Annotated in this window: 19 protein-coding genes; 10 read left to right on the forward strand and 9 right to left on the reverse strand. The window is 73.5% G+C overall.

The annotated features are described in order from the left end of the window. The first annotated feature begins 151 nt into the window (after nt 1-151). Genes ACFYZS_RS05830 through ACFYZS_RS05845 form a run of 4 tightly spaced genes read left to right on the forward strand, consistent with a single transcriptional unit; the run spans nt 152 to nt 5038 of the window. Nucleotides 152-1711, forward strand: coding sequence for an ABC transporter substrate-binding protein (locus ACFYZS_RS05830; protein ID WP_389007215.1), 1560 nt, complete (start codon nt 152-154; stop codon nt 1709-1711). Nucleotides 1712-1755: 44 nt separating this feature from the next. After that, nucleotides 1756-2706: an ABC transporter permease gene (locus ACFYZS_RS05835; protein ID WP_389007552.1), complete on the forward strand. Its 951-nt coding sequence runs from the start codon at nt 1756-1758 to the stop codon at nt 2704-2706. Then, nucleotides 2703-3575, forward strand: coding sequence for an ABC transporter permease (locus tag ACFYZS_RS05840; RefSeq protein ID WP_389007216.1), 873 nt, complete (start codon nt 2703-2705; stop codon nt 3573-3575). The genes ACFYZS_RS05835 and ACFYZS_RS05840 overlap by 4 nt, the downstream gene beginning before the upstream one ends. Next, nucleotides 3572-5038 (forward strand): ABC transporter ATP-binding protein, encoded by a 1467-nt coding sequence (locus tag ACFYZS_RS05845; RefSeq protein ID WP_389007218.1) that lies wholly within the window; start codon nt 3572-3574, stop codon nt 5036-5038. Before ACFYZS_RS05840 ends, ACFYZS_RS05845 begins: the two co-directional genes overlap by 4 nt. 75 nt (nt 5039-5113) lie before the next feature. Here the strand turns inward: ACFYZS_RS05845 and ACFYZS_RS05850 are convergent, their stop codons facing one another. Both ACFYZS_RS05850 and ACFYZS_RS05855 read right to left on the reverse strand, forming a co-directional pair. After that, nucleotides 5114-6061, reverse strand: coding sequence for a M56 family metallopeptidase (locus tag ACFYZS_RS05850; protein WP_389007219.1), 948 nt, complete (start codon nt 6059-6061; stop codon nt 5114-5116). Then, the gene (locus tag ACFYZS_RS05855; protein WP_389007221.1) at nt 6058-6441 is read right to left on the reverse strand and encodes a BlaI/MecI/CopY family transcriptional regulator; all 384 of its coding nucleotides are present in this window, start codon (nt 6439-6441) and stop codon (nt 6058-6060) included. The genes ACFYZS_RS05850 and ACFYZS_RS05855 overlap by 4 nt, the downstream gene beginning before the upstream one ends. Before the next feature lie 342 nt (nt 6442-6783). On the opposite strand from ACFYZS_RS05855, the gene ACFYZS_RS05860 reads away from it, so the two are divergent. After that, on the forward strand, nt 6784-7971 hold the full coding sequence (locus ACFYZS_RS05860; protein WP_389007223.1) for a hypothetical protein: 1188 nt from the start codon (nt 6784-6786) through the stop codon (nt 7969-7971). A 22-nt stretch (nt 7972-7993) separates the two neighbouring features. On the opposite strand, the gene ACFYZS_RS05865 is transcribed toward ACFYZS_RS05860, so the two are convergent. Further along, nucleotides 7994-8950: a DMT family transporter gene (locus ACFYZS_RS05865; RefSeq protein ID WP_389007225.1), complete on the reverse strand. Its 957-nt coding sequence runs from the start codon at nt 8948-8950 to the stop codon at nt 7994-7996. A 109-nt stretch (nt 8951-9059) separates the two neighbouring features. Then, entirely contained in the window at nt 9060-9794 is a 735-nt protein-coding gene (locus ACFYZS_RS05870; RefSeq protein ID WP_389007226.1) for an ArsR/SmtB family transcription factor, read from the reverse strand. Between the two features lie 136 nt (nt 9795-9930). On the opposite strand from ACFYZS_RS05870, the gene ACFYZS_RS05875 reads away from it, so the two are divergent. From ACFYZS_RS05875 to ACFYZS_RS05890, 4 genes are all read left to right on the forward strand, one after another. Continuing rightward, nucleotides 9931-11997, forward strand: coding sequence for a hypothetical protein (locus ACFYZS_RS05875; RefSeq protein ID WP_389007228.1), 2067 nt, complete (start codon nt 9931-9933; stop codon nt 11995-11997). Between the two features lie 197 nt (nt 11998-12194). Further along, nucleotides 12195-13292: a serine hydrolase domain-containing protein gene (locus ACFYZS_RS05880; protein WP_389007230.1), complete on the forward strand. Its 1098-nt coding sequence runs from the start codon at nt 12195-12197 to the stop codon at nt 13290-13292. A gap of 49 nt (nt 13293-13341) precedes the next feature. After that, nucleotides 13342-15090: an NlpC/P60 family protein gene (locus tag ACFYZS_RS05885; RefSeq protein ID WP_389007232.1), complete on the forward strand. Its 1749-nt coding sequence runs from the start codon at nt 13342-13344 to the stop codon at nt 15088-15090. Nucleotides 15091-15182: 92 nt separating this feature from the next. Beyond that, on the forward strand, nt 15183-15713 hold the full coding sequence (locus ACFYZS_RS05890; RefSeq protein WP_389007233.1) for a GNAT family N-acetyltransferase: 531 nt from the start codon (nt 15183-15185) through the stop codon (nt 15711-15713). A 34-nt stretch (nt 15714-15747) separates the two neighbouring features. On the opposite strand, the gene ACFYZS_RS05895 is transcribed toward ACFYZS_RS05890, so the two are convergent. From ACFYZS_RS05895 to ACFYZS_RS05910, 4 genes are all read right to left on the reverse strand, one after another. Then, on the reverse strand, nt 15748-16116 hold the full coding sequence (locus tag ACFYZS_RS05895) for a hypothetical protein (RefSeq protein WP_389007235.1): 369 nt from the start codon (nt 16114-16116) through the stop codon (nt 15748-15750). Between the two features lie 140 nt (nt 16117-16256). After that, nucleotides 16257-17804 carry an AMP-binding protein gene (locus ACFYZS_RS05900; protein WP_389007236.1) on the reverse strand — a complete coding sequence of 516 codons (1548 nt, stop codon included), beginning with the start codon at nt 17802-17804 and terminating at the stop codon, nt 16257-16259. A gap of 115 nt (nt 17805-17919) precedes the next feature. After that, nucleotides 17920-18141: a hypothetical protein gene (locus ACFYZS_RS05905; RefSeq protein WP_389007238.1), complete on the reverse strand. Its 222-nt coding sequence runs from the start codon at nt 18139-18141 to the stop codon at nt 17920-17922. Between the two features lie 163 nt (nt 18142-18304). Then, the gene (locus ACFYZS_RS05910) at nt 18305-19153 is read right to left on the reverse strand and encodes a MurR/RpiR family transcriptional regulator (RefSeq protein WP_389007239.1); all 849 of its coding nucleotides are present in this window, start codon (nt 19151-19153) and stop codon (nt 18305-18307) included. A 73-nt stretch (nt 19154-19226) separates the two neighbouring features. On the opposite strand from ACFYZS_RS05910, the gene ACFYZS_RS05915 reads away from it, so the two are divergent. After that, nucleotides 19227-20084 carry an EamA family transporter gene (locus ACFYZS_RS05915; protein WP_389007554.1) on the forward strand — a complete coding sequence of 286 codons (858 nt, stop codon included), beginning with the start codon at nt 19227-19229 and terminating at the stop codon, nt 20082-20084. A 114-nt stretch (nt 20085-20198) separates the two neighbouring features. Here ACFYZS_RS05915 and ACFYZS_RS05920 read toward each other — a convergent pair whose 3' ends face one another. Then, on the reverse strand, nt 20199-22034 hold the full coding sequence (locus tag ACFYZS_RS05920) for a glycoside hydrolase family 15 protein (RefSeq protein WP_389007241.1): 1836 nt from the start codon (nt 22032-22034) through the stop codon (nt 20199-20201). Between the last annotated feature and the right edge of the window lie 12 nt (nt 22035-22046).

Here is a 22046-nt window from a genome sequence, read left to right on the forward strand (position 1 = left end):
ACGTCAATCCCCTTGCCGAACAGGCAAGTTGCGCGTTCGGCGCCACTTCGCCGAGCGGACCGGAGCCCTGCGGAGCGGCTTGCGCAACCTGGCCGAAGCCGGTTAGGTAAGCCTAAGCAACCCCAGCACGAACGCGAGACGAGGACCTGACGTGGGTGTCACCAGACGACAGCTGCTGTGGGCCGGCACCGGAATCGGTGCGGCCGGAATTCTCACTGCCTGCGGCAGCGGGAGTGGGGACTCGAAGAGCACCACGCCCGAGGCCGGAGCCGGCGAACAGCCCCGCCCCGGAGGCACGTTGAGGGTCGGCGCGCTCGGCAAGGCCGCGTCGGTCACCCGCGACCCGCACGGCACCCAGTCCAACGAGAGCGACTACCTGATCATCAGCCTGGTCTACGACACCCTCGCGGTCCCCGGCGACACCTCCAACACCGTGCCCCGCCTGGCCGCCTCCTGGAAGCCGTCCGACGACCTGAAGACCTGGCGCTTCACCCTCGCCGACGGCGCCGCCTTCCACGACGGAACGCCCGTCACCGCCGAGGACGTGGTGTGGTCGCTCAAGCGGCTGCGCAACACCCCCGCGGGCAGCGCCCGCCTGCCCGGCATCCGGCCGGAGTCCATCAAGGCCGAGGACGCCAAGACGGTCGTCCTGGAATCCGACTACCCCAACGCCGAGCTGCCCCTGCTGACCCGGCTCACCACCTTCGTCCTCAAGAAGGACACCCCCGACACGGCGCTCGCCACCGCCCCGGGCACCGGTCCGTTCAAGCTCGACTGGTACCGCGACGGCAACGCCCGCCTGGTGCGCAACGACCACTGGTACGGCGGCAAGGTCCTCCTCGACGCCATCGAAGTCAAGATCTTCGAGAGCCCCCAGGCCATGTCCAACGCCCTGCTCGCCGGACAGATCGACCTCGCCTCCAACACCGGCGCCGTGGCGGCCCGCACCGCCGAGGCCCGCAAGGACGTACAGGTCCTGCGCCGCCCCAACGACATGGCCATGCCCCTCGTCATGCGCACCGCCGACGGCCCCTTCGCCGACCCGCGCGTCCGCGAGGCCATGCGGCTGGTCGTGGACCGCGAGGCCATGGTCAAGCAGGTCCTCTCCGGCTACGGCGGCGTCGCCAACGACATCCTCGGCACCGGCGACCCCGCCTTCGCCAAGGACATCCCCCTGCGCGGGCGCGACATCGCCAGGGCCAGACAGCTCCTGTCCGACGCCAAGTTCGACACCTCCCAGACCTACGACCTGCTCACCACCGAGGACATCGCCGGCCTCGCCGAGTCCGCGACCCTCTTCGCCACCCAGGCCCGCGAGGCGGGCGTGAAGATCAACGTCGTCAAGCAGGACTCCAAGGCGTTCTGGGACGGCACCTGGCAGAAGGGAACCCTCTACACCACGTACTGGGGCACAAACGACTCGGTGGTGTTCTTCGCCTCCAAGACGATGCTCTCCGACGCCGGACAGAACGAAGCGGGCTGGAAGAACCCCGCCTTCGACGAGGCCTACCGCAAGGCCATGGCCACCAAGGACGCCACCGAGCGCGGCGCCCTGCTCCACAGGCTGCAGGAGATCGAGTACGCCGAATCCGGTTACCTGCTGTGGGGCATGGCCGACGGAATCGACCTCGCCGGCAAGGCCGTCCGCGGCCTGCCCAAGCTCCCGGGCTACGGCCGCGTCCAGCTCGAGAAGACCTGGCTGGCGCGTTGACCACGCTCCACCCGCCCGGCGCCGCCGCCGCGCCGGACACCGCAATGGCCCGCATCCTGCACGGTGCGGGCCGGGCCGCCCGGCTTGCCGCCCGCCGCCTGGCCATGCTCGCCGTACTGCTCGCCCTCGTCTTCACCGCCGTCGAGCTCCTGCCCGGCGACGCCGCGGGGGCCACCGCCGAACGCGGCGCGACCGCGGCCGAACTCGCGGCGCGCCGAACGGCCTTGGGCCTGGACCGGCCCCTCGCGGAACGGTTCCGGGACTGGATGACGGGCCTGCCCGCCGGCGACCTCGGCACCACCGCGCGCGGGGAGCACGTCACCGACGTGCTCGCCGGCCCCTTCCCCAACACCCTCGTACTGGGAGCCCTCGCCCTCGTCCTCGCCATCGTCGGCGCCCTGCTGCTCGGCGGCTGGAGTGCGCTGCACCCCGGCGGGCGGGCCGACCGGGCGATCGACGCCCTGTCCACCACCGCGTTCGCGCTTCCGGAATTCGTCTTCTCCGTCGTCCTGTTGCTGCTGCTGTCCCAGTGGACCGGATGGCTGCCCGCCGTCACGCTCACCGGCCCCGACGGCGCACCGGAGTCGTGGAACATGCTCGTCCTGCCCCTGCTCGCCCTGGCGATCCCGCAGATCGGCTGGAACACCAGGATCGTCCGCGGCGCCCTGTCCGACCAAGCCGCGCTTCCCCACGTCAAAGCCGCCGTTCTGGACGGCCTGCCGCGCCACCGGATCCTGACCCACCACATGCTCCCCGGGGCTCTGCCCGCCGTCGCCGCCGGCATCGCCACCTCGGCCGGCATGCTGCTGGGCGGCGCGGTCGTCGTCGAGACCTTCTTCAACCACCCGGGCATCGGCGCCGTCCTGGCCGGCGCCATCACCGACCGCGACACCCCGCTCGTCGCCGGAGTCGTCGCCGCCGCGGGCGCCGCCATCAGCGGGCTCCTGCTGCTCGCCGACCTCGTCCGTACGACCGCCCTCGGAGAGCGTCGATGACCGCACCCGCCCCGACCGGCCCCAGGACCGAAGGCGGCCCGGTCTCACCCGCCCGGAACCCCGGAGGGCGAAAGCGCCTGGTCCTGCGGGCCGCGCCCGCGGCCCTGCTCGTGCTGCTCGCCCTGACCGGCCCGCTCCTCGCACCCCGCGCCACGGACGCTCCGCTCACCTTCCCGTACGCGCCTCCCGAAGAAGGTGCCGCACTGGGTGGCGACGTGCTGGGCCGTGACGTGCTCAGCCGCGTGCTCGCCGGCGGTGCGCCCCTGATCGCGACCGCCCTGGCGATCGCCGTCACCGTCACCGCCGCCGCCACCTTCCTCGGCATCGTCGCCGCGCTGCGCCCGGCCCTCGGACGCTGGATCGAACGCACCGCCGACCTGGCCATCCTCCTGCCGGCCGTGCTCGGCATCATGCTCATCGCCCTGGCCTGGCCCGGCGGAGGCCGCCTCGCCATCGGGGCCGCGGCGACCGTCCTCGGCATCCCCTACGCCGTACGGATCGTCGCGGCCGCTGCCGCCCCGATCGCCGCCACCGGCTACGTCGAAGCCGCAGCGGCAGGCGGCGAGGGCCTCTGGCACCTCGCCCTGAGGGAAGTACTGCCCAACCTGCGTGCCACCCTGCTCGCCCTGTTCGGGCTGCGGTTCGTCGAAGGCGTCTACGTCGTCTCCGTCGCCGCCTTCCTCCAGCTCGGCCCACAACCCCCGGAAGCCGACTGGGCCCTGATGATCCGTGAGAACGCGGCCGGCATCACCCTCAACCCGTGGGCCGTCGCCGCCCCCTGCCTGGCCATCGGCCTCCTCGCCATCACCGTCAACCTCGCCGCCGAAACCCTCGCCCCCGCACGGCCCACTCCGGAGACGTCGCTGTGAGCACCCCCTCCCCCGTTGCCACCGTCACCGGCCTGTCCATCTCCCTGGGCGGCACCCCGCTCCTCGCCGACGCCGGCTTGACCCTCACCCCCGGGCGCGTCCAGGCGATCACCGGGCCTTCGGGTGCCGGCAAGACCACGCTGCTGTCCGCGCTGATCGGCGCCCTGCCACCCGGCGCCCACATCGCCTCCGGCGCGGTCAGCGTCCTGACCGAAGACGTTCTCGCGCTTGCCCCCGACCGACTGCGGCGTCTACGACGCCACCGAGTCGCCTTCGTCGGCCAGGACCCCGGCTCCGGGCTGAACCCGCGCATGCGGGCAGGCCGCATCATCACCGAGACCGCCGCGGCCCGAGTCACCCGCACGACCGTCCCCGAGCTCTTCCGCCTCGTCCGCCTCCCGACGGACCAGCGCCTCGAACGTCGAAGAAGCGCGGGCCTCTCCGGCGGACAGCAACGGCGCGTCGCCCTCGCCCGCGCCCTTGCCCGCCGACCCGACATCCTCCTCCTGGACGAGCCCACCGCCGGTCTCGACCCGGCCCTGCGGGACGACATCGCCGACCTGCTGCGCGACCTCGCCAGGCGTGACGGCATCGCCATCGCCCTCACCAGCCACGACCCCGACTTCGTGGCCCGCTGCGCCGACGACGTCCTCGCCCTGACCGCCCCCGGTGCGCCGGCGGGCCCGCCCGCGCCACGGTCCGCGGCCGGCGCCGGCGCCGGCGCCCATCCGGCCCGCGCGGGGGAGCCCGTCCTGACCGTGCGCGGGCTCGGCGCCCGCCACGGAAGGGGCCCCGGCCGCCGTACGGTCCTGGCCGACCTCGACCTCGACCTGCACGCCGGCACGCTCACCACGGTCGTCGGCCCGTCGGGCTGCGGCAAGACCACCCTGGTCCGCGCGCTCGCCGGACTCCACGAGTCCTTCGACGGCACGCTGTCCCTCGGCGGCACACCGCTGGCCGGCTCCTACCGGCGACGTACCCGCGAGCAGCGCCGGCGCATCCAGCTGGTGCCGCAGAACCCGCTCGGCGCCCTCAACCCCGTTCACACGATCGGCGCCACCCTCACCCGGCCGCTGCGACTCCATTTCGACCTGTCCGCCGAGCAGTGCGGGAGCCGCGTCGCCGAACTCCTCACCGCCGTCGGACTGCCTCCCGACCACGCCGGCCGCCACCCCCACGAACTGTCCGGTGGGCAACGCCAACGCGTGTCCATCGCCCGCGCGCTGGCCGCCGAGCCCGACGTGCTCCTGTGTGACGAGGTCACCTCCGCGCTCGACCCCGCCACTGCCGCCGGCATCATGGCCCTCCTCGCCGCACTGCGGGCCGAGCGGGGCCTCGCGGTCGCCTTCGTCACTCACGACCAGGCCTTGACCGCCCTCCACGCCGACCGTGTCCTCGACCTCACCGCCTCCGACCACCACGCACCGGGCGCGCAGCGGCAGCCGAAACCGGTCCACGGCTGAGCCCCACCCGCCGGGCGGATACGGCAACGGCGGCACCCCGGTCCCCCGGTGTGCCGCCGCGGGTCCGATCGATGCTCAGCTTCCGCGTACGGCGACGGCCGCGTATTCGACGTACTCGTGCAGCCCGTAGGCCAGGGCGAGGGCGGCCGGCGCCGAGGCGGCCACGGTCGCCGCCAGGCCCAGGGCGCCGGCCCGGCGAGCACCGCCCCGTGGGGCCACCGGCTCCGGCCCGAGCAGCGCTTGGACCCGCCGGGGCACCGGGCCGGTCGCGACCGACAGCAGCGGATACCCGCCACCGGCGCGCCGCTGCTGCGCCGTCCCGGCCAAGGCCGCCCGGGCAATGGCCGCCGCGGCCGCCTTCCGATCGCCGACCGAGGCGGCCGCGACTTCGTCCGCCCACCGCTCGAGGTGGAACTCCAGGGACTCCCGCACCCGCCGCACCGCGGGATGGACCGTCGTGGACAGGTCCACCACGGCCGACAACACGTGGTGACGGCCGGTCAGATGAGCCCGCTCGTGGGCGAACAACACCTCCCGCTCGCCGGCCTTCAGCGCACGCATCATGCCGGAGGTGACCACGATCCTGCCTCGACGGCCCCGGTATCCGGGCAGCGCGAAGGCGTCCACTTCGCTCCCCGGTACCACCAGCAGGTCGCCACCGCCCGTTCCCCCGGCCACCGACTGCCAGGCGGCCTTGAGCAGGGAACGGTGGCGCAGCCACCGGCGTACCAGCAGGACGAGTTGGAGGAGCATGAGCACGCCGGCCGCACAGGCCGTCGGAACCGCCGCCGGCCACACCTCCAGCACGCGACCGGGAGGAACCTGTTCCAGTGACGCGAGGAACGGCACGTGGAGCAGACCGGACAACGCCGCGATCGTGCCGCCGGCCATGAGGAGGGCCGCGGCCGTCAGGGTCCAGCACGCCGCTCGGGGCGGCAGGGCGCCGGCCAGTCGACGGGCCACCGCGGACGCTCCCCAAGGAAACGCGAGGGCCACCACGACCGACAGCAGTACGTACGTCACTCGGGGGCGTCCTCGGCTTCGAGGAGCAGGCGCCGCAGCGTCTCCTCGTCGTTCTCCGACAGGGAGGAGACGAACCGCTTCAGCACCAGGTCACGGCGCGGTTCGCGCTCCAACTCGCGGCGCATGCGGCCGGCCACGAGCCCGGCCGCGTCCTCCACCGGTTCGTAGGCGAAGCCCCGCCCCGACGGGATCCGACGCAGCGTGCCCTTCTCGTAGAGGCGGGTCAGGATGGTGGCCATCGTCGTCCGCGCCAACCCCTGGTCGAGCGCCGCGTTGACCTGCTGAGCGGTCATGGGCGCACTGGCCTCCCACAGCACTGCCAGCACGTCCGCGACGAGCTCACCGTGCGGACGTCTGTCGTCCCGGCGCTTCTCCGCCATCTCCACCGACCTCCGGCATCATCAGCTGGAGTGACTCGGCCCACCCGCCCCACCAGCGTCTACATCAAAGTAGACAAAACATTTCCAAGGTATGCGTAATCTACCGGCCGGACTCGGACGCCGGCCGTCGGAGGGATGCCGGAGCCGGTCAGGACGTTTCCGGCGCCGGTTCCGGGGTGTGCGCCGAGCGTCCTGTTCCTGGCCGACCGCCCACTGTTCGGTCCGTGGGAACTGACGTACAAGTGGAGGCCGTACGACATCCGGTCGGCCCGTGCTCGGGGAGGCACGCGGTCCGCCGAGCCGTGCGCGGTTCGATCACTCGTCTCAGGGGGCATCATGCGCATGCGTTTACGTGCCTGGACCTTGGTGGGCGCGGGCCTGCTCGCCGTGGGCGCCGGTCCGGCGTACGGGGCCGAGGGGCCGCCCGCCGAGGCGGCCCGAGGGTCCGCGCAGTACGCCGTACAGGACCTCGGCACCCTGGGCGGCAGCCGCAGCAAGGCGACCGCCATCGACGGCAACACGGTCGTCGGGGCCTCACTGACCGGCGGCGACGCCGCCGAACACGCCTTCGCGTACGACCTGCGCAGGCACGTCATGACCGATCTCGGCACGCTGGGGGCCTCCAGCAGGGCGACCCGCGTGCAGGGGGACCATGTCGTCGGCGAGTCGGAGCTCTCCCCCGGCGGCCCGACGCACGGTTTCGCGTACAACCTGCGGACCCGCCGACTCGTCGACATCGGCACGCTCGGCGGCAGCGGCACCAACATCAGCGGCCTCGACGGCGACACCGTGGTGGGGACGTCGTCGCTGCCCGGCGACGCGGTCACCCACGCGTTCGCGTACAGCCTGCGCACCCGGACGATGACCGACCTCGGCAGCCTCGGAGGCCCGGCGGGCAACAGCACGGCGGCGGCCGTCAGCGGTGCGACCGTCGTGGGCAGCTCCTCCCTGCCGAACACGCCGGCCGCCACGACGCACGGGTTCGCCTACGACCTGCGCACCCGGACGATGGCCGACCTCGGCACCCTCGGCGGAAGCTCCAGCACGGCCAACGACATCAGCGGTTCGACGGTGGTCGGCCGGTCCCGGACGGCCGCCAACGCCCTCACCGGATACGCCTACGACCTGCGCACCGGGATCCGTACGGACCTGGGGCCCCGCTTCCTGACCGCGCAGCTGGTCAGCGGGAGCACCGTGGTGGGCGGGGACGGCATGCTCTCCAGCTCGTTCGACCTCACGACCCGCACGAGCGCCGTGATCGGCTCCGGGCGGGGTGTCACCGAGGTCAAGCAGATCTCCGGGCCCCTCATGGCCGGCAACAACTTCGCCCCCAACTCCTTCGCCTTCGTCGCCCGCGCCGACAACGGCGACTTCACCTACCTGACCTCCCTCGGCGGCCTCAACTCCTCCGCGGCACAGGTCAACGGCAAGGGCATCGTCGCGGGCAGCGCGGCGCTTCCGGCCGCCGACCCGGCCACGGCCAACGGCCCCTTCCACGCCGCCGTCTGGGTGCCGCACCCGGCGGCGTAGCCGAGCGGAGCCGGCCCCGCGATCAAGCCTGCACGTCGGCGGCCCGGGGCGCGGGCCCCTCGGCCCGCGCCCCGGTGGCCGCCCGGGCGCGCGGGCGGTAGCGGGAGACGGCCACCCCGGCCAGGCACAGCAGGCCGCCCAGCAGGCTCAGCCAGGCCGGCACCTCGCCCAGGAGGATCCAGCTCAGCAGGACGACGATGGCCGGCACGGCGTAGGTCGTCGCGCCGAGCTTCCCCGCCGGCATCCGCGCGAGGGCGTAGGTCCAGGTCGTGAAGGCGAGGGCGGTCGGAACCACGCCCAGGTAGACCATGTTCAGGGTCGCGGAGAGCGGGGCCCGCGGAATCTCGGCCACCAGCTGCCCGGTGAACGGCAGGCACGCCACGGCCCCGGTCAAGCAGCTGTACGCGGTGATCTGCAGCGGCGTCCCGAAGGAGAGAGCGGGCTTCTGCGCGACGACGCCCGTCGCGTACGCCACCGCCGCGAGCAGGCACAGCGCCACCCCGAGCAGCGAGGTCGAGCCGTCGCCGCCGGACGACATCGACAGGCCGACGACCACGGCGCCGGCGAAGGAGACCCCCATGCCCGTCAGCAGCCGCGGCGGCAGGGCCTCACCGAGCAGCCGCGCGGCGAGGAGCGCCATCAGGATCGGCCCGGTGTTCACGAGCAGGGACGCGGTGCCCGCGTCGACGAGGCGTTCGCCCCAGTTCAGCGCGACCGTGTAGCCGCCGAACCACACGAACCCGGACAGCAGGATGCCGCGGCGGGCGCCGCGCGGGGGCAGGCCCTCGCGGCGCAGGAGGAGCAGCACGACGAGGACCAGTGAGGCGGCGAGCAGCCTGCCGAGGGCGAGCGCCCCCGGCGAGTAGGCGGCCCCGGCGCTGCGAATGGAGACGAAGGCGGACGCCCAGGCGAACACCGTGAAGCACACGGCTCCGACGGTGAGGACGCCGGGCGGAAGGGCACGCGAGTGGGTCTTCATGCCCCGACTCTACACCCAACACTTCGGCATTCACCGAAGTATTTCCCATCGCAACTCTCGGGAGCGCGTGCCGGGCGCCGCGGGGCAGGCGCGACTGTGCGGACACCCCCTAGCTCCACGCCCTCGGGACGAGCCCCAGCAGTTCGCCGAGGGCCTCCTCCCCCGCCCCCGTCACCAGCAGGCCCCGGCCGCCGCCCTCCGGGCGCACCACCCAGGCCTCGCCGAGGGCCCGCGCGCACAGCCTCGCCCCGACCAGGCCGCCCAGGTGGCGGCGGCGCTCGGTCCAGTCCAGGCAGGAGCTCGCCAGCGGCCGGCGCCCCGCGCCCGCCACGTCGACACCCGCCCGGCGGCACCAGTCGAGTCCGCTCTCGGTCAGCGCGAAGACGCCCTCCGTGCGCAGCAGGCCCCGGTGTTCCATCGCGTCCGTCACCGCCATGCCGAGCCGCCCCGCGAAGTGGTCGTAGCAGGTGCGGGCCCGCGCCAGCGGGTCGGGCGCGGCGACCACCGGCACGGCGTGCGCCGCGTCCCGGCCCGGGACGGCGTAGGAGGCCAGCTCGTCCACCAGGCGGGCCGTGGCGGCGTCGGCGATGCGCACGTAGCTGTGCCGCCCCTGCCGCTCGGTCACGCAGATTCCCGCGTCGAGGAGCCGGGTCAGGTGCCCGCTGACGGTGGAGGGGGCCACCCCGGTGGTCCGGGCCAGCTCGCCCGCGGTCCAGGCCCTGCCCTCCAGCAGGGTCATGCAGATCGCCGCGCGGGTCTCGTCGGCCAGGGCCGCGGCGAGAGCGGCGAGCCGCGCGGCGGGGGCCGGGGCGTCCGCCGGTCCGGAATCGGGTACGTGGTCCATGGCTCCAGGGTGCCTCATCGTTTCGGCATTTGGCGAATGATCGGCCCAGGGATCCGGCACCGCCGCGGCCACGGCGGTCACGGCAGCCGTCGCACCCCGGATGTGACCGTCCCATGATCCTTTCGTTGTCCGCACCGTGGGACAACGTGAAGGCTCCGGAACCGGTCTGCGCCAGGCTGAGGCGATCATCGTCGAGCGCTACCCCCAACTGCTGCGCCTGGCCTACCTGGTGCTGCCGCCGGACCTCGACCGGCACACGCGGCTCCTGCGCGCCCACCGCGCAGTCCAGCACTCGCTGCAGGCCGCGGGACGCCGGGCACGGCAGGGGGCGGATCCGCTGGCGGCCGTACGGGCCGAGGTGGTGCGGCACGCGGCCGGCCGGCCGCGCGGGCCGCTGCCGCCGTGGGTGTGGGGGCTGCGGATGTGGCCCAGCGCCGAGGGGCTCGACGAGGCGGCCCGGGGGCTGGCGGGGCTGACCCCGTACGCGCGCGCCGCGTACGTGCTCGGCCGGTTCGACGGACTGGACGAGGACGCCGCGGCCAGGGTGCTGGAGCAGGCCGGGGCCGGTGATCCGGCCGGCGAGGTACGGGCGGCCCGCGCGGCCGGGGCCGGAGCGGACGCCGACGGAGCAGGGGCGGCGGCCGGAGCGGGGGTGGCCGGGGCCGCGGGCGCGGCGGGTTCCGGCACGGGGGCGGAGCCGGGCTCCCCGGGCGGTGTCGGTGCCGGGCAGCGCTCCGATGGCAGCGCCGGGCTGCCGGCCGGTGCGGGGCCCCGGACCGGAAGAGAAACGATCTTGCACCCGGCCGACGTCCACACCCGTCCCACCGATCTGCTGCTGCGCCGCACCCGCGTACGCGCCGCCTGGGGCCTGGCCGCCGTCCTGCTGCTGGCCGCCGGACTCACCCGGGCCACGGTCGCCGGGCCGGAGCCCGGCCTCCCCGCCGCGTACGCCGGAGCACCCGCCGCCCGCGCGGCCCTCGATCCCGCGCGCCTGGTCCGGGTGCCCGCGCAGGCCTGGGCCGACACCGGCCGCGTGGACTTCACGGCCTGGCCGGCCCGCGGTACGCGCACCGGGGACCGGGCCCTGCTCGCCCGGGCGCTGGGCACCTGGGCCGCACCGGCCTCCGGTACGGCCGTCACCGTCGCGCCCGCGGCCTCGGCGGAGCCGCCGGGGCACCCGCCGCAGCTGCTGTTCGCGGGGGATCCCGGGCCGGGAACGGCCGTCGTCGTGTTCCTCGACGCCGACCGGATCGTCCGCTACACCGAGCGGGACGGCCGCCGGAGCCTGGACATCGCCGCGGCCGACGACGCCGGCGTCACCACGGCGGCCGCCGTCACCCTGACCCGGGACGGGGACAAGGCCCGCCGCCTCCTCGCGCCGTGGATCGCCACCGCGGGGACCCGGGACCTCACCGCCCCCGCCACCGGCGCCCGGCCCCTGCCGATCGGCCCCGACGGGACGCTCGCCACCGAGCTCCCGCACGGGGCGGCGGGCGGGCACGAGGGCGACGGCGCCGCGCACGGCGCCGGGAACGAGGACTGCGGGCCGCGCCCGGTCCTGGAGGTCGCCTCCTCACCGCGGATCGTGGAGAAGCACTCCTTCCTCCTCGCCGACCTCGGCGGGCTGATCCCCGTCCACCTCACCTACACCCCGCCCGCGGAGGGCGCCGACGCGCCACCGGCCCGCCAGCCCCGCGAGGCGACGGGGCCGGCCGCGCTGGCCCGCTGGGCCCAGGAGGCCTGCACCCTGGGCGAGGTGGACGGGCGGGAGGTCCGGGCGGTCAACCTGTGGGACTTCGCCGTCACCGAACTCCCGGAGACCGCCGGGCGGGCCGTCTGGTCCTGCACCCGCGCCACCCACTGGACCGGCCGGGGCGACGTCCAGATCAGGCTCCGGCCGCCCACGGGGGCCGCCTTGGCCGTGGCGCGGGCCCGGTCCACGGCCGCCTGCGGGCGGTTCGGGCAGCACGTCCTCGCGGCGACGGTCTGGCGGGCTCCGTCGGGCCGCGGCTACCAACTGGGCGCGGGCAGCCGGGAGGTCGCCGAGATCACGGCCACGGGATCGCTGCACACCCGTACGCCCGGCCGGACGCTCTCGGTCCCGGCGCCTGCGGCCCCCGCTCCCCCGGCCGCCCTGACGGCGACGCTGCGCAGCGGCGCGGTGATCACCGCCCTCGATGCCCGGGGCGGCGGCCGCGACTGAACTGGTCGGCGTGGTCGACGGAACGCAGACCGGGCCCGTGGCGCCGGGACTTGCCGCACCCCGAGGGCGGATCGGGGTGGGGTCGGGGGCGGCTCAGGGCGATCACCGATGATCAACGCACCTTGCGGGAGGGATGGTTGGTGCAACGCGAACAACGCGTTGATCCGAATCGCCTTCGACGCCTCCGGAGTCCTCCGATGACCACCCGTCCCCGCGCCGCCCGCCGTCTGACGGCCACCGCCATGGCCGTGGCCGCCATCGCTTCGGGTCTGGCCCTCGCCCCCGCGGCCACGGCCGCGCCCCGCCCGTCCGCCTCGTCCGGCGGCCCCGACACCCGCGATCCCGCAGCGGTGAGAGCGCTGCTGGCCTCCCTGCCCGACGGGGTGACGGACGCGGCGGTGGTACGGGTCGCGGGCCGGGGCATGCGCACCCCGTACGTGGGGACGGCCGGGCCGGTGGGCGCGGACGCACGGTTCCCGGTGGGCAGCGTCACCAAGGTGTTCACCGACGCGGTGGTGCTCCAGCTGGTCGCCGAGCACCGGATCGGCATCGACGAACCCGTCCGACCCCGCCTTCCCGACTTGATACCCGCCGCCTACGCGGGAGTGACGGTGCGTCAACTCCTGGACCACACCAGTGACCTGCCCCGACCGGCCCGGGTGCCTCTCGATGCGCACGGGGTGGTGACCGCTTCCTTCGAGGCGGACGCCGCATCCCGCCCCGGCCGCGTGCCGGCACCGGGAAGCGTCCAGCAGTACAACGGCCTGAACAGCTTCGTCGCCGGGCTGCTCGTGGAGCAGGTCACCGGCCGTCCCTTCGCCCGGGAACTGGACCGGCGGATCCTGCGCCCGCTGGCCCTGCGCGACACGGCGCTCTCCGAGGAGCCGGCGATCGCCTGGGCCTGGGCGGAAGGCGGCCTCATGTCCACCGCGGCCGATCTCGACGTGTTCCTGCGCGCCCTGCTGGACGGGCGCCTCCTGCCTCCGGCCCAGCAGCGCCACCTCTTCGAGGTGCCTTCGATACCGAGCGGCCCCGAGAACACCAGCTGCCCCGGGCCGAGGGCGTGCTTCAGCGCCGGCGGGCTGATGGGCATCGAGTTGAACGGCACCAAGGTCTGGGGCAAAACCGGCTCCAGCGGCGGCTGGACCAGCGGAGTCTTCGCGAGCCCCGAACAGCGCCTCCGGACGGTCTACACCCTGCGACCCGATCCGCTGGCCACACCCGCGCAGCAGCGCACCCGAGTCGAGTCGCTGGTCAGCGCGGCGCTGGGGGGTGGGGCCGCGAGCAGCTCGTAGCCGCCGGGCCCGGGCGGGGCACGGGAGCGGCCGTGTAGATCATGTACGCATGACGCACACCTCCCGCCGCAGTCTGCTGTCGGCCATCGCCGCCGCCTCGGCCGCCGTTCCGCTCTCCGCACTCGTCGCGGCTCCCGCCGCCCGGGCTGCCGAGGCCACCGAGGCCGCCGGGAGCGCCGGCACGGCCTCGCTCCCGACCGGGCTCGCCGGACCCGCATCGTCCGTCACCATGGCTCCGCTGGACGCCTCTTGGTTCACACACATCACTCTGACCTCCCCCCTCACGGCCACCGTCCGGCCGGGCACCCCGGCCCGCACCGAGGTCACCTCCGCGGGCCGCCTGGTCGCCCGGCTCACCCATGGCGCCCGTACCGTCATCGTGCCCGGGCCCCGGCGCACGTTCACGGAGAACAAGCGGCCGTTCATCGAGGACTTCAACCGCACCCTCCCCAACCCCTCCGACCACTCGGAGAAGCGCCCGTACTGGGGCAACTCACCGGGCGGCGGCACCTGGGAGCCGGAAGGCCCCACCATCAACGACTTCGAGGTGCGTCCGCATCGCGGTCTGATCACGCTCAGCACGGACGGCACGAGCCGGTACGCCACGCTGAAGGACGACGAGATCACCGACGTCGAGGTCGAGGCGGTCGCGAGCTTCGACGCGGTCCCCACCGGGGACGCCTGTTCGTTCGCCGTGGTCTTCGGCTACACCTCGGCGGACGACCACCTCCGCGCCAGACTCTCCTTCCTCACCACGGGGGCGGTCGAGCTGCGCGTCGAGAAGGTGAAGGGCGGCACGGCGACCCCGCTCGCACCGCCCCTCACCCGGGCCACCGGCGTACCTGCGGGAACGCCCTGGGCGATACGGGTCCGGCGGGAAGGGAGCCGCATCCGGGTCAAGGCGTGGCGCGCATCGGCGAGCGTGCCCGACTGGCAGGTGGACGTCGTCGACGCCACCGCACCCAAGGGCCGGGTCGGCCTGCGCGCCCTCGCCAACCAGGGCTGCACCAGCCTGCCCGTCACCCTCTGCGCGACCAGCTTCCAGGTCGTCGACGCCGGGTGGGCCGCCCCTCCGAGCGTCACGCACGGCGACTGGGTGCGGGTACTGCCCGAGCCCTTCGACGGCACGTGGACCCCGGCCCTGGAGCAGACCGTACGCGGCTGGATCGGCTCCCCCGCGCCGGACGCTCTCGCCTACGCCGCCATGTTCCTGCCCGGGGCGCCCGACGTGGTCGCCGGTGCCGGGCCGGCGGCCGGCAAGAAGGTCCTCGGCAAGGCGCAGTACAGCCCCGCCGACGCCTACGGGGAACGCCGGATCGGAGCCGACTTCCACGAGTTCACGGGCGTCGACTGGCCGTTCCCGACCGGCAAGGTCGCGCCGGACGAGGCCTTCCTGGACTCGCTGGACTGCTCCGGCTACACGCGCATGGTGTACGGCTACCACATGGGGGTACCGGTGGCCGAACTCCACGACACCTCGACCGCCCGACTGCCGCGCACCTCCGACCAGATGGCCAAGCGCGCACCCGGAGTCCGCCTCGCCCGCACCACCACCGGCGCCACCACGGAGCTCGTCTCCACCCTGCAGCCGGGCGACCTGCTGCTCTGGGACACGGACGGCGACGGGGAAGTGGATCACGTCGGGATCCACCTGGGCACCGATGCGCTGGGCAAGGCGCGCTTCGTCTCCAGCCGCAAGACGGTCAACGGCCCCACGATGGCGGACGTGGCCGGAGCCTCGCTCCTCGAGGGGGGCGGCACGTACGACAAGAGCCTGCACACGGTGCACCGTCTCTGACGCCGTGGTTCGAGGGCCCGGCGCCGGGCGGTCCTGGCCACTGCGAGCACATCGGCTGGCCAAGAGGCCTCCCGGAACAGGACCATGTAGGGATGGATCATTTGACATCCGTGCCGCCGACGGCGGTGCGCCTCACGCGCTACACGAAGACCGAGCAGGCGGAGATCCTCGGTGAGGGTGCCGATCCGTTCGGCGTCGCCGACACCGGCTTGGCCTGGCTGCCCAAGGACGAGCACTTCGGCATCCGGCTGGACGGCCGGCTCGTGGCGCACACGGGCCTGCTTCGGATACCCGTGTCGGTCGGCGGCGCCGAGACCGAGCTGGTGGGAGTCGGAGGGGTGGCCGTCGCGGCGGACGTACGTGGACGGGGGCTCGCCCGCCTCGTCATGGCGGCGGCCCTCGACCACGCCCGGACGATGGGCCCCCGCCACGGACTCCTCTTCTGCCGCCCGCCGCTCGTCCCGCTGTACCGGCGACTGGGCTGGCGCGTGCTGGATCAGGACGTCACCGTGGAACAGCGCGAAGGGCCCGTGGTCATGCCGCTGCGCACCATGTGGACGCCGCTGCACGACGGTGCGGACTGGCCGCCCGGGGCGGTACGCCTGCTCTCGTACCCCATGTGACCGACCGCCCCGTACGCCGCCACCGGGTCCGGGGTCAGGAGACCCGCTTCAGGGTCCAGGCGTTGTTGTTGAAGCCGGAGTTCGGGAAGGCGACGCAGCTGCTGCTGTAGTACGAGGCGGTCTGGACCCACCCGGCGGGGTAGTACGCCGAGCCGCAGGCCTGGACGACGGTGCCCACGGGCAGGCCGGTGAGCTGCTTGATCTGCTTGATGTTCGGGGCGAAGTTCTGGGTGCCGCAGCTCGCGCTGTAGCCCCAACTGACGTCGACGTAGCCGACGGGGGTGGCGGTGTTCGCGCAGGTCGTGGTCACATCGCCGGGGGCGGCCTGGGCGGGAGCGGCGGTGAGCGCGAACACGGCCGCTCCACCCGCGAGGGCCATGACGGTGCTGCGCAAACGGGTCACAGTGGTCTCCTGGGATGCGAAAACTGCATAGGGGGAACAGCAGCCCATTCCTACGGCCTGGCCGAAGCCCGTGACAGCAGGTTTCCGGTCGGGATGATCACGCCACCCGCCCACCCGCCCACCCTTCCGGACGACACCCCCTAGGAGCGGGGGGACCGTGCCGGTGCGGTGGCGCGGCGGCGCAGGAGCTTCTTGTCCGGCTTGCCCGCGTCGGTCAGGGGCAGCGCGTCGGTGAAGTCGATGCTCGCGGGCTCGTACATGGCGCCCTTCCTGTTCCGCACCAGGGCGCGCAGCTCCTCCTCGCCGACGTCGCCGCCCGGTGTGCGGACGACGACCGCGTGGACCCGCTCCATGCGGTGGGCGTCGGGGACTCCGAGCACCGCGCTCTGCAGCACCTGCGGATGGGAGTTCAGGACGTCCTCCAGTTCGACCGTGTACACGTGGCCCCCCACCACCACGATCATGTCCTTCAGCCGGTCCACGATGGTGATGTAGCCGTCCGCGTCGAGGAACCCGATGTCACCGGTGTGGAGCCAGCCGTCCCGCAGTACCTCGGCGGTGAGCTCGGGCTGCTTCCAGTAGCCCTTCATCACGTGCCGGGAACGTACGCAGATTTCGCCGTGCTCGCCGGCGGGCAGGTGCCGTCCGTCGGGGTCACGGATGGCGACCTCGACGCCTTCCATGATCTTCCCGGCCGTTCGCAGCAGCTCGGGGCGCTGCGGATCGTGGTCCTGCGGGGAGAGGATGCTGATCCCGCCCGCTTCGTTCTGGCCGTAGAACTGGTTCAGTACGGGGCCGAAGCGGCGGATCGCCGCCGCGAGGCGGGTCGGGGAGGAGGCGCAGCCGCCGTAGGTGAGCATGCGCAGGCCGGAGGTGTCGGTGCGGTCGATCGCGGGGTGGTCCATCAACTGGTAGAGGAGCGGCGGCAGCAGGAACAGGTGCGAGATGCGCTCGCTCTCGATGGCGGTGAGCACGGCGCCGGCTTCGAACTCGTCCAGCAGGACGACGGTGCCGCCGCGGCGCAGCGCGGTGTCGGCCATGAGGCCCGCCGCATGGGCGAGGGTGGTGCACACCAGGGCCCTGATCCGTCCCTCCTCGGACCAGTCCGGTCCGATCGACACCAACTGCTCGAAGGTGGTGCAGATGGCCTTGGGATGGCCGGTGGTCCCACCGGTGTGGCGGATGGTGCAGATGTCCTGCGGCTGCGCCGCACCCGCCAGGGCCTCGCCGGACTCCTCGGCGGCGAGCTCCACCAGGTCCGGTCCCACGGCGGCGCCTGCGCCGAGGAGCAGCACCCGTTCGAGCGGCACCCGCCGGGCCAGTTCGGCGGCGCGCGCGCCGTAGGCGGGGTCGACGATCAACGTCCGGGTTTCGACGTCCCGGAGGATGTCGGCGTGCACATCGGCCGAAAGGCCGGCGTAGAGGTGGTTCACGGCGCAGCCGAGCAGCCCGGCGGCGTAGCGGGCCGCGATGGTCTCGGGGAGGTTGCCCGCGAGGAGGGTGACCGTCTGGCCGCGCCTCACCCCCTGGGAGCGCAGCGCCCGGGCCATGCCGTGGACGAGGCCGCGTAATTCACCCGCGGTCACACGCCGGTCCCGGTACACCAGGGCCTCACGGCCCGGTTCCTTTTCCAGGGCGTCAAGAATCTCTTCCACGTGGCTGCGGAAGTGCTCGGTGGTGTCGTTCATACCGATCCCCATTGGTTGACTTGAGCAACTAGTGGGAGGATAACGGCCGATGATCCACACGCCCAAGCCGGCCGCCGACATCCGGCCAGGGCGGGGGCGACCGGTTCGAAGGCGGCTACCCCTTGGCGGGGTCGGCGCCCGGCCGCTTCACGATCCGATCGCCGACCGCGATCGACTTCCAGAGGCCGCGACCGATCCGGACCTTGACGGTTTCCCCGTGGACGAGCCGGATCTCGGCGAAGTGGTACATGTTCGAGCCGTCGAGCATGCCCCGGGAGAGGTTGACCACGACGCCTTCCCAGGAGTCTTCGCGTCCGGCTTTGTGTGAGTTCGACATGGTGTGGAGCCTACGGAGAGGGACGCCCCCTCCGGCAGGGCCACGCATCCCGTCTCGGGCGGTACAAATGTCATGCGGAAGCGACGGTCCACCTCCGACGACCACCTCCGACGACCCCCGCCGGCGGCACCTCGACACCCCCGACGGCCACCCCTGACGGCCCTCAGTACGAATGGTCGACCGTGACGTCCGCCGACAGCCGCAGCGCCGCTTCGGCCGGCGCCCCGCGCAGCCCCAGCAGGGTGAGGGTGAGGGCATCGACCACGGTGAGGTGGGCCAGCCGGCTGGCGACGGTTTCCAGTCCGAAGACCAGGTCCTGGCCGCCCGCGACCAGCGTGCAGTCGGCGGTCTCGCTCAGGGGCGAGCGGGCGTAGCTGGTCAGGGCGGCGACCCGGGCTCCGGCCCGCCGCGCCCCGCGCGCCGCGTCCACCGTGCTGCGCGTCGCCCCCGTGTGGCTGATGGCGAGGCAGGCATCGGCGGACGTCAGCTGCGAGGCGGCCAACTGCGCCGTCAGCGGGTCGGCCGGGGCATCGACCGCGCAGCCCAGCGCGCGGAGCCGGTACGCGGTGTCCAGCGCGACGGCGCCGGACAGTCCCGCGCCGACGACCAGGACCCGGCCGGCCGTGTCGATCAGTCCGGCCGCCGTGCGCAGCCGCTCGGGGGTGATCGTCGCCGCCACCCCGTCCAGCGCCTCCCGGGCGGCACGGACCGTGTCGACCAGGGCGCGGGCCGCCGGGTCGCGGTCCCGGGAGGGCTCCTGGGCGGGGGCCTGCCGGGCGGCGGCGATCTTCAGCTCCTGGTACCCGCGGAACCCCAGTCGCTGGCAGGCCCGTACGACCGAGGAGGGGGCGGTCCCGGCCAGCGCCGCGACGTCGCTGACGCTGAGGTGCACCAGCTCCGCGCCCTTGTCCAGGACGACCTGCGCCACCCGCACCTCGGTGTCACGCAGCTCGGACAGGTGGGCCCGGATGTAGGCGGCGAGCCCGCCCCTCGCGGTGGAATCAATTTCCATGGAGATACCCTAGCAAGGAAATATATTCCATCGTCAGTCGCGGGGAGCGAACGTGCCGGCAAACCTGCAGTCCATGACGGGTGCGGCCGCCGTGCCCGCCGTCGTCCTCGCCTCGGCGGTGCTGCACGCCACCTGGAACGGCCTCACCCACGGCCTGCGCGACAAACTGGCCGGCTTCACGCTCATCAGCCTTGCCTCCGCCGGCTGCGGAGCCGTACTCGTCTGCCTCGCACCGCTGCCCGACCCGACGGCCTGGCCGTACATCGCCGCCTCCGCCGCGCTGCAGGTCGCGTACCAGCTCCTGCTGCTGCGCTCCTACCAGCTCGGCGACTTCGGCCAGATGTACCCGACCGCCCGGGGCACCTCACCCGTCGTGGTGGCCTTGGTCTCCAGCGCCTTCCTCGGCCACTCCCTGCCCGCCGGCCAGGCCGTCGGCATCGCGGTGGTCTCCTGCGGGCTGGCCGGTCTCGCCTTCGCCGACGGAATCCCCGGCCGCGCCCAGCTGCCCGCGCTGGCCGCCGCGGTCGGCACCGGCGTGATGATCGCCTCCTACACGCTCGTCGACGGCAGCGGCGTCCGCGTCTCCGGCAGCGTCTTCGGCTACATCGCCTGGCTCTTCCTCTGCCAAGGACTCGTCCTCCCGGTCATCGCCTGGGCCCGCCGGGGCCCCGCCCTGCTCACCGCGCTGCGCCCGCTGTGCGGTCGCGGTCTGGCCGGCGGGCTGCTCTCGCTCCTGGCGTACGGGCTCGTCGTATGGGCGCAGTCCCGCGGCGACCTGGCCACCATCGCCGCCCTGCGGGAGACCAGCATCGTCTTCGGCGCCCTGATCGGCGCGGTCGTGTTCCGTGAACGCCTCGGACACCGCCGCATCACCGCAAGCGCCGCCGTCCTGGCCGGCATCGCGGTGCTCCAGCTCACCGGCGGCGCCTGAGGAGCCGGTCAGCGCCGCCGACTCGACGACAGCCGTGCCCCGTTCCAGTCGTCTGCTTCGCTCATGTCGCACTCCTCAACCCACCCGACCGGACGGCCCGGCGGTGATGCCGCGTCAGCCAAGCGCGCGGTCGAGGTTGAACGCGGCGCTGATCAGCGAGAGGTGGGTGAAGGCCTGCGGGAAGTTGCCCAGTTGTTCACCCGTCGGGCCGATCTCCTCCGCGAAGAGGCCGAGGTGGTTGGCGTAGGTGAGCATCTTCTCGAAGGCGAGCCTGGCCTCCTCCAGCCGGCCGGCGCGGGCCAGCGCCTCCACGTACCAGAAGGAGCAGATCGAGAAGGTGCCCTCGGGGCCGTGCAGGCCGTCCGGGCTGGCGGTCGGGTCGTAGCGGTAGACCAGCGAGTCGGAGACCAGGTCCGCGGTGAGCGCGTCCAGCGTGGAGAGCCACTTGGGGTCGGTGGGCGAGACGAACTTGGCCATCGGCATCATCAGCAGCGAGGCGTCCAGCACGTGGTCGTCCAGTCCCTGTACGAACGCCCCGCGCTCGGCCGACCAACCGCGCGCCATGATCTGCCGGTAGATCGCGTCCCGGGACTCCCGCCAGCGCGTCAGGTCCGCCGGCAGACCGCGGCGGTTCGCCATGCGCATCGCGCGCTCCAGCGCCACCCAGCACATCAGCCGCGAGTACACGAAGTTCCGCCGGCCCGCCCTGGTCTCCCACACCCCCTCGTCGGGCTGGTCCCAGTGCTCGCACAGCCAGTCCACCACGGCACCGACCTCGTCCCAGCGGTCACTGCTGATCGGCTGCCCCCACTTGTCGTAGAGGTAGATCGAGTCGATCAGCGCGCCGTAGATGTCCAGCTGGAGCTGGCCCGTGGCGGCGTTGCCCACCCGGACCGGTGCGGAGCCGAGGTATCCCTCCAGGTGCCCGAGTTCGTATTCGGGCAGCTCGGTACGCCCGTCGATGCCGTACATGATCTGCAAAGGGCCGGTCTCCCCCGTGCCCCGCAGGATGCCCCGCTCGGAGATGAACCCCATGAACGCCTCGGCCTCCGAGGTGAACCCCAGGCGCAGCATCGCGTAGACGCAGAAGGCCGCATCGCGGACCCAGACGTAGCGGTAGTCCCAGTTGCGTTCGCCGCCGATCTGCTCGGGCAGGCTGGTGGTCGGTGCGGCGACGATCGCACCGGTCGGCGCGTAGGTGAGCAGCTTCAGCACCAGTGCGGAGCGGTTCACCATCTCCCGCCACCGCCCGTGGTAGCGGGAGCCGGCCAGCCAGTGGCGCCAGAACCGTACGGTCGCGTCGGCCTGCTCCTGCGCCTCGGCGCGCGGGCAGGACCGGGGCGGGACCCCGTCGCCGATCTGGTCGAGTGCGAACACGTGGGACTCGCCCTCGAGGAGCTTGAAGTGCGACCGGATGTCCGGGCCGTCGGTTTCCAGGGGTGCGGTGGCGGTCAGCGCGAGCGTCAGTGACGGGGAGCGGAAGACGGCCGTGTGGCCTTCGAGGGAGGTGGTGTGCTCCTCGGTGCCGTAGCCGAAGCGGGGGGCGATCCGCGCCCTGAACGGGAGGGTTCCGCGGACGCAGATCACCCGCCGGATCAGCCGGTGCCGGGCCGCCTCGCGCGATTCGTCGACCACGGGCATGAAGTCCTGGATCTCCGCCACCCCGTCAGCGGCGAAGAACCGCGTGATCAACACGTTCGTGTCGGGGAAGTAGAACTGCCTGGTGCGGGTCGGGACCTCGGCGGCCAACTCGAACGACCCGCCCCGGTCGGCGTCGAGGATGGACCCGAACACGCTGGGCGCATCGAAGCGCGGGCAGCAGTACCAGTCGATGGTGCCGTCCGTGCCGACCAGGGCGGTCGTACGGAGATCCCCGATCAGTCCGTGCTCGGAGATCGGGGTGTAGCGGCAGCCGCCCGTCTGCGCGAATCCAGCCGTGTCGAACGCCATACCGGCCTCCCT

It is taken from the genome of Streptomyces sp. NPDC001903 (assembly GCF_042891345.1).
Taxonomy (GTDB): Bacteria; Actinomycetota; Actinomycetes; order Streptomycetales; family Streptomycetaceae; genus Streptomyces.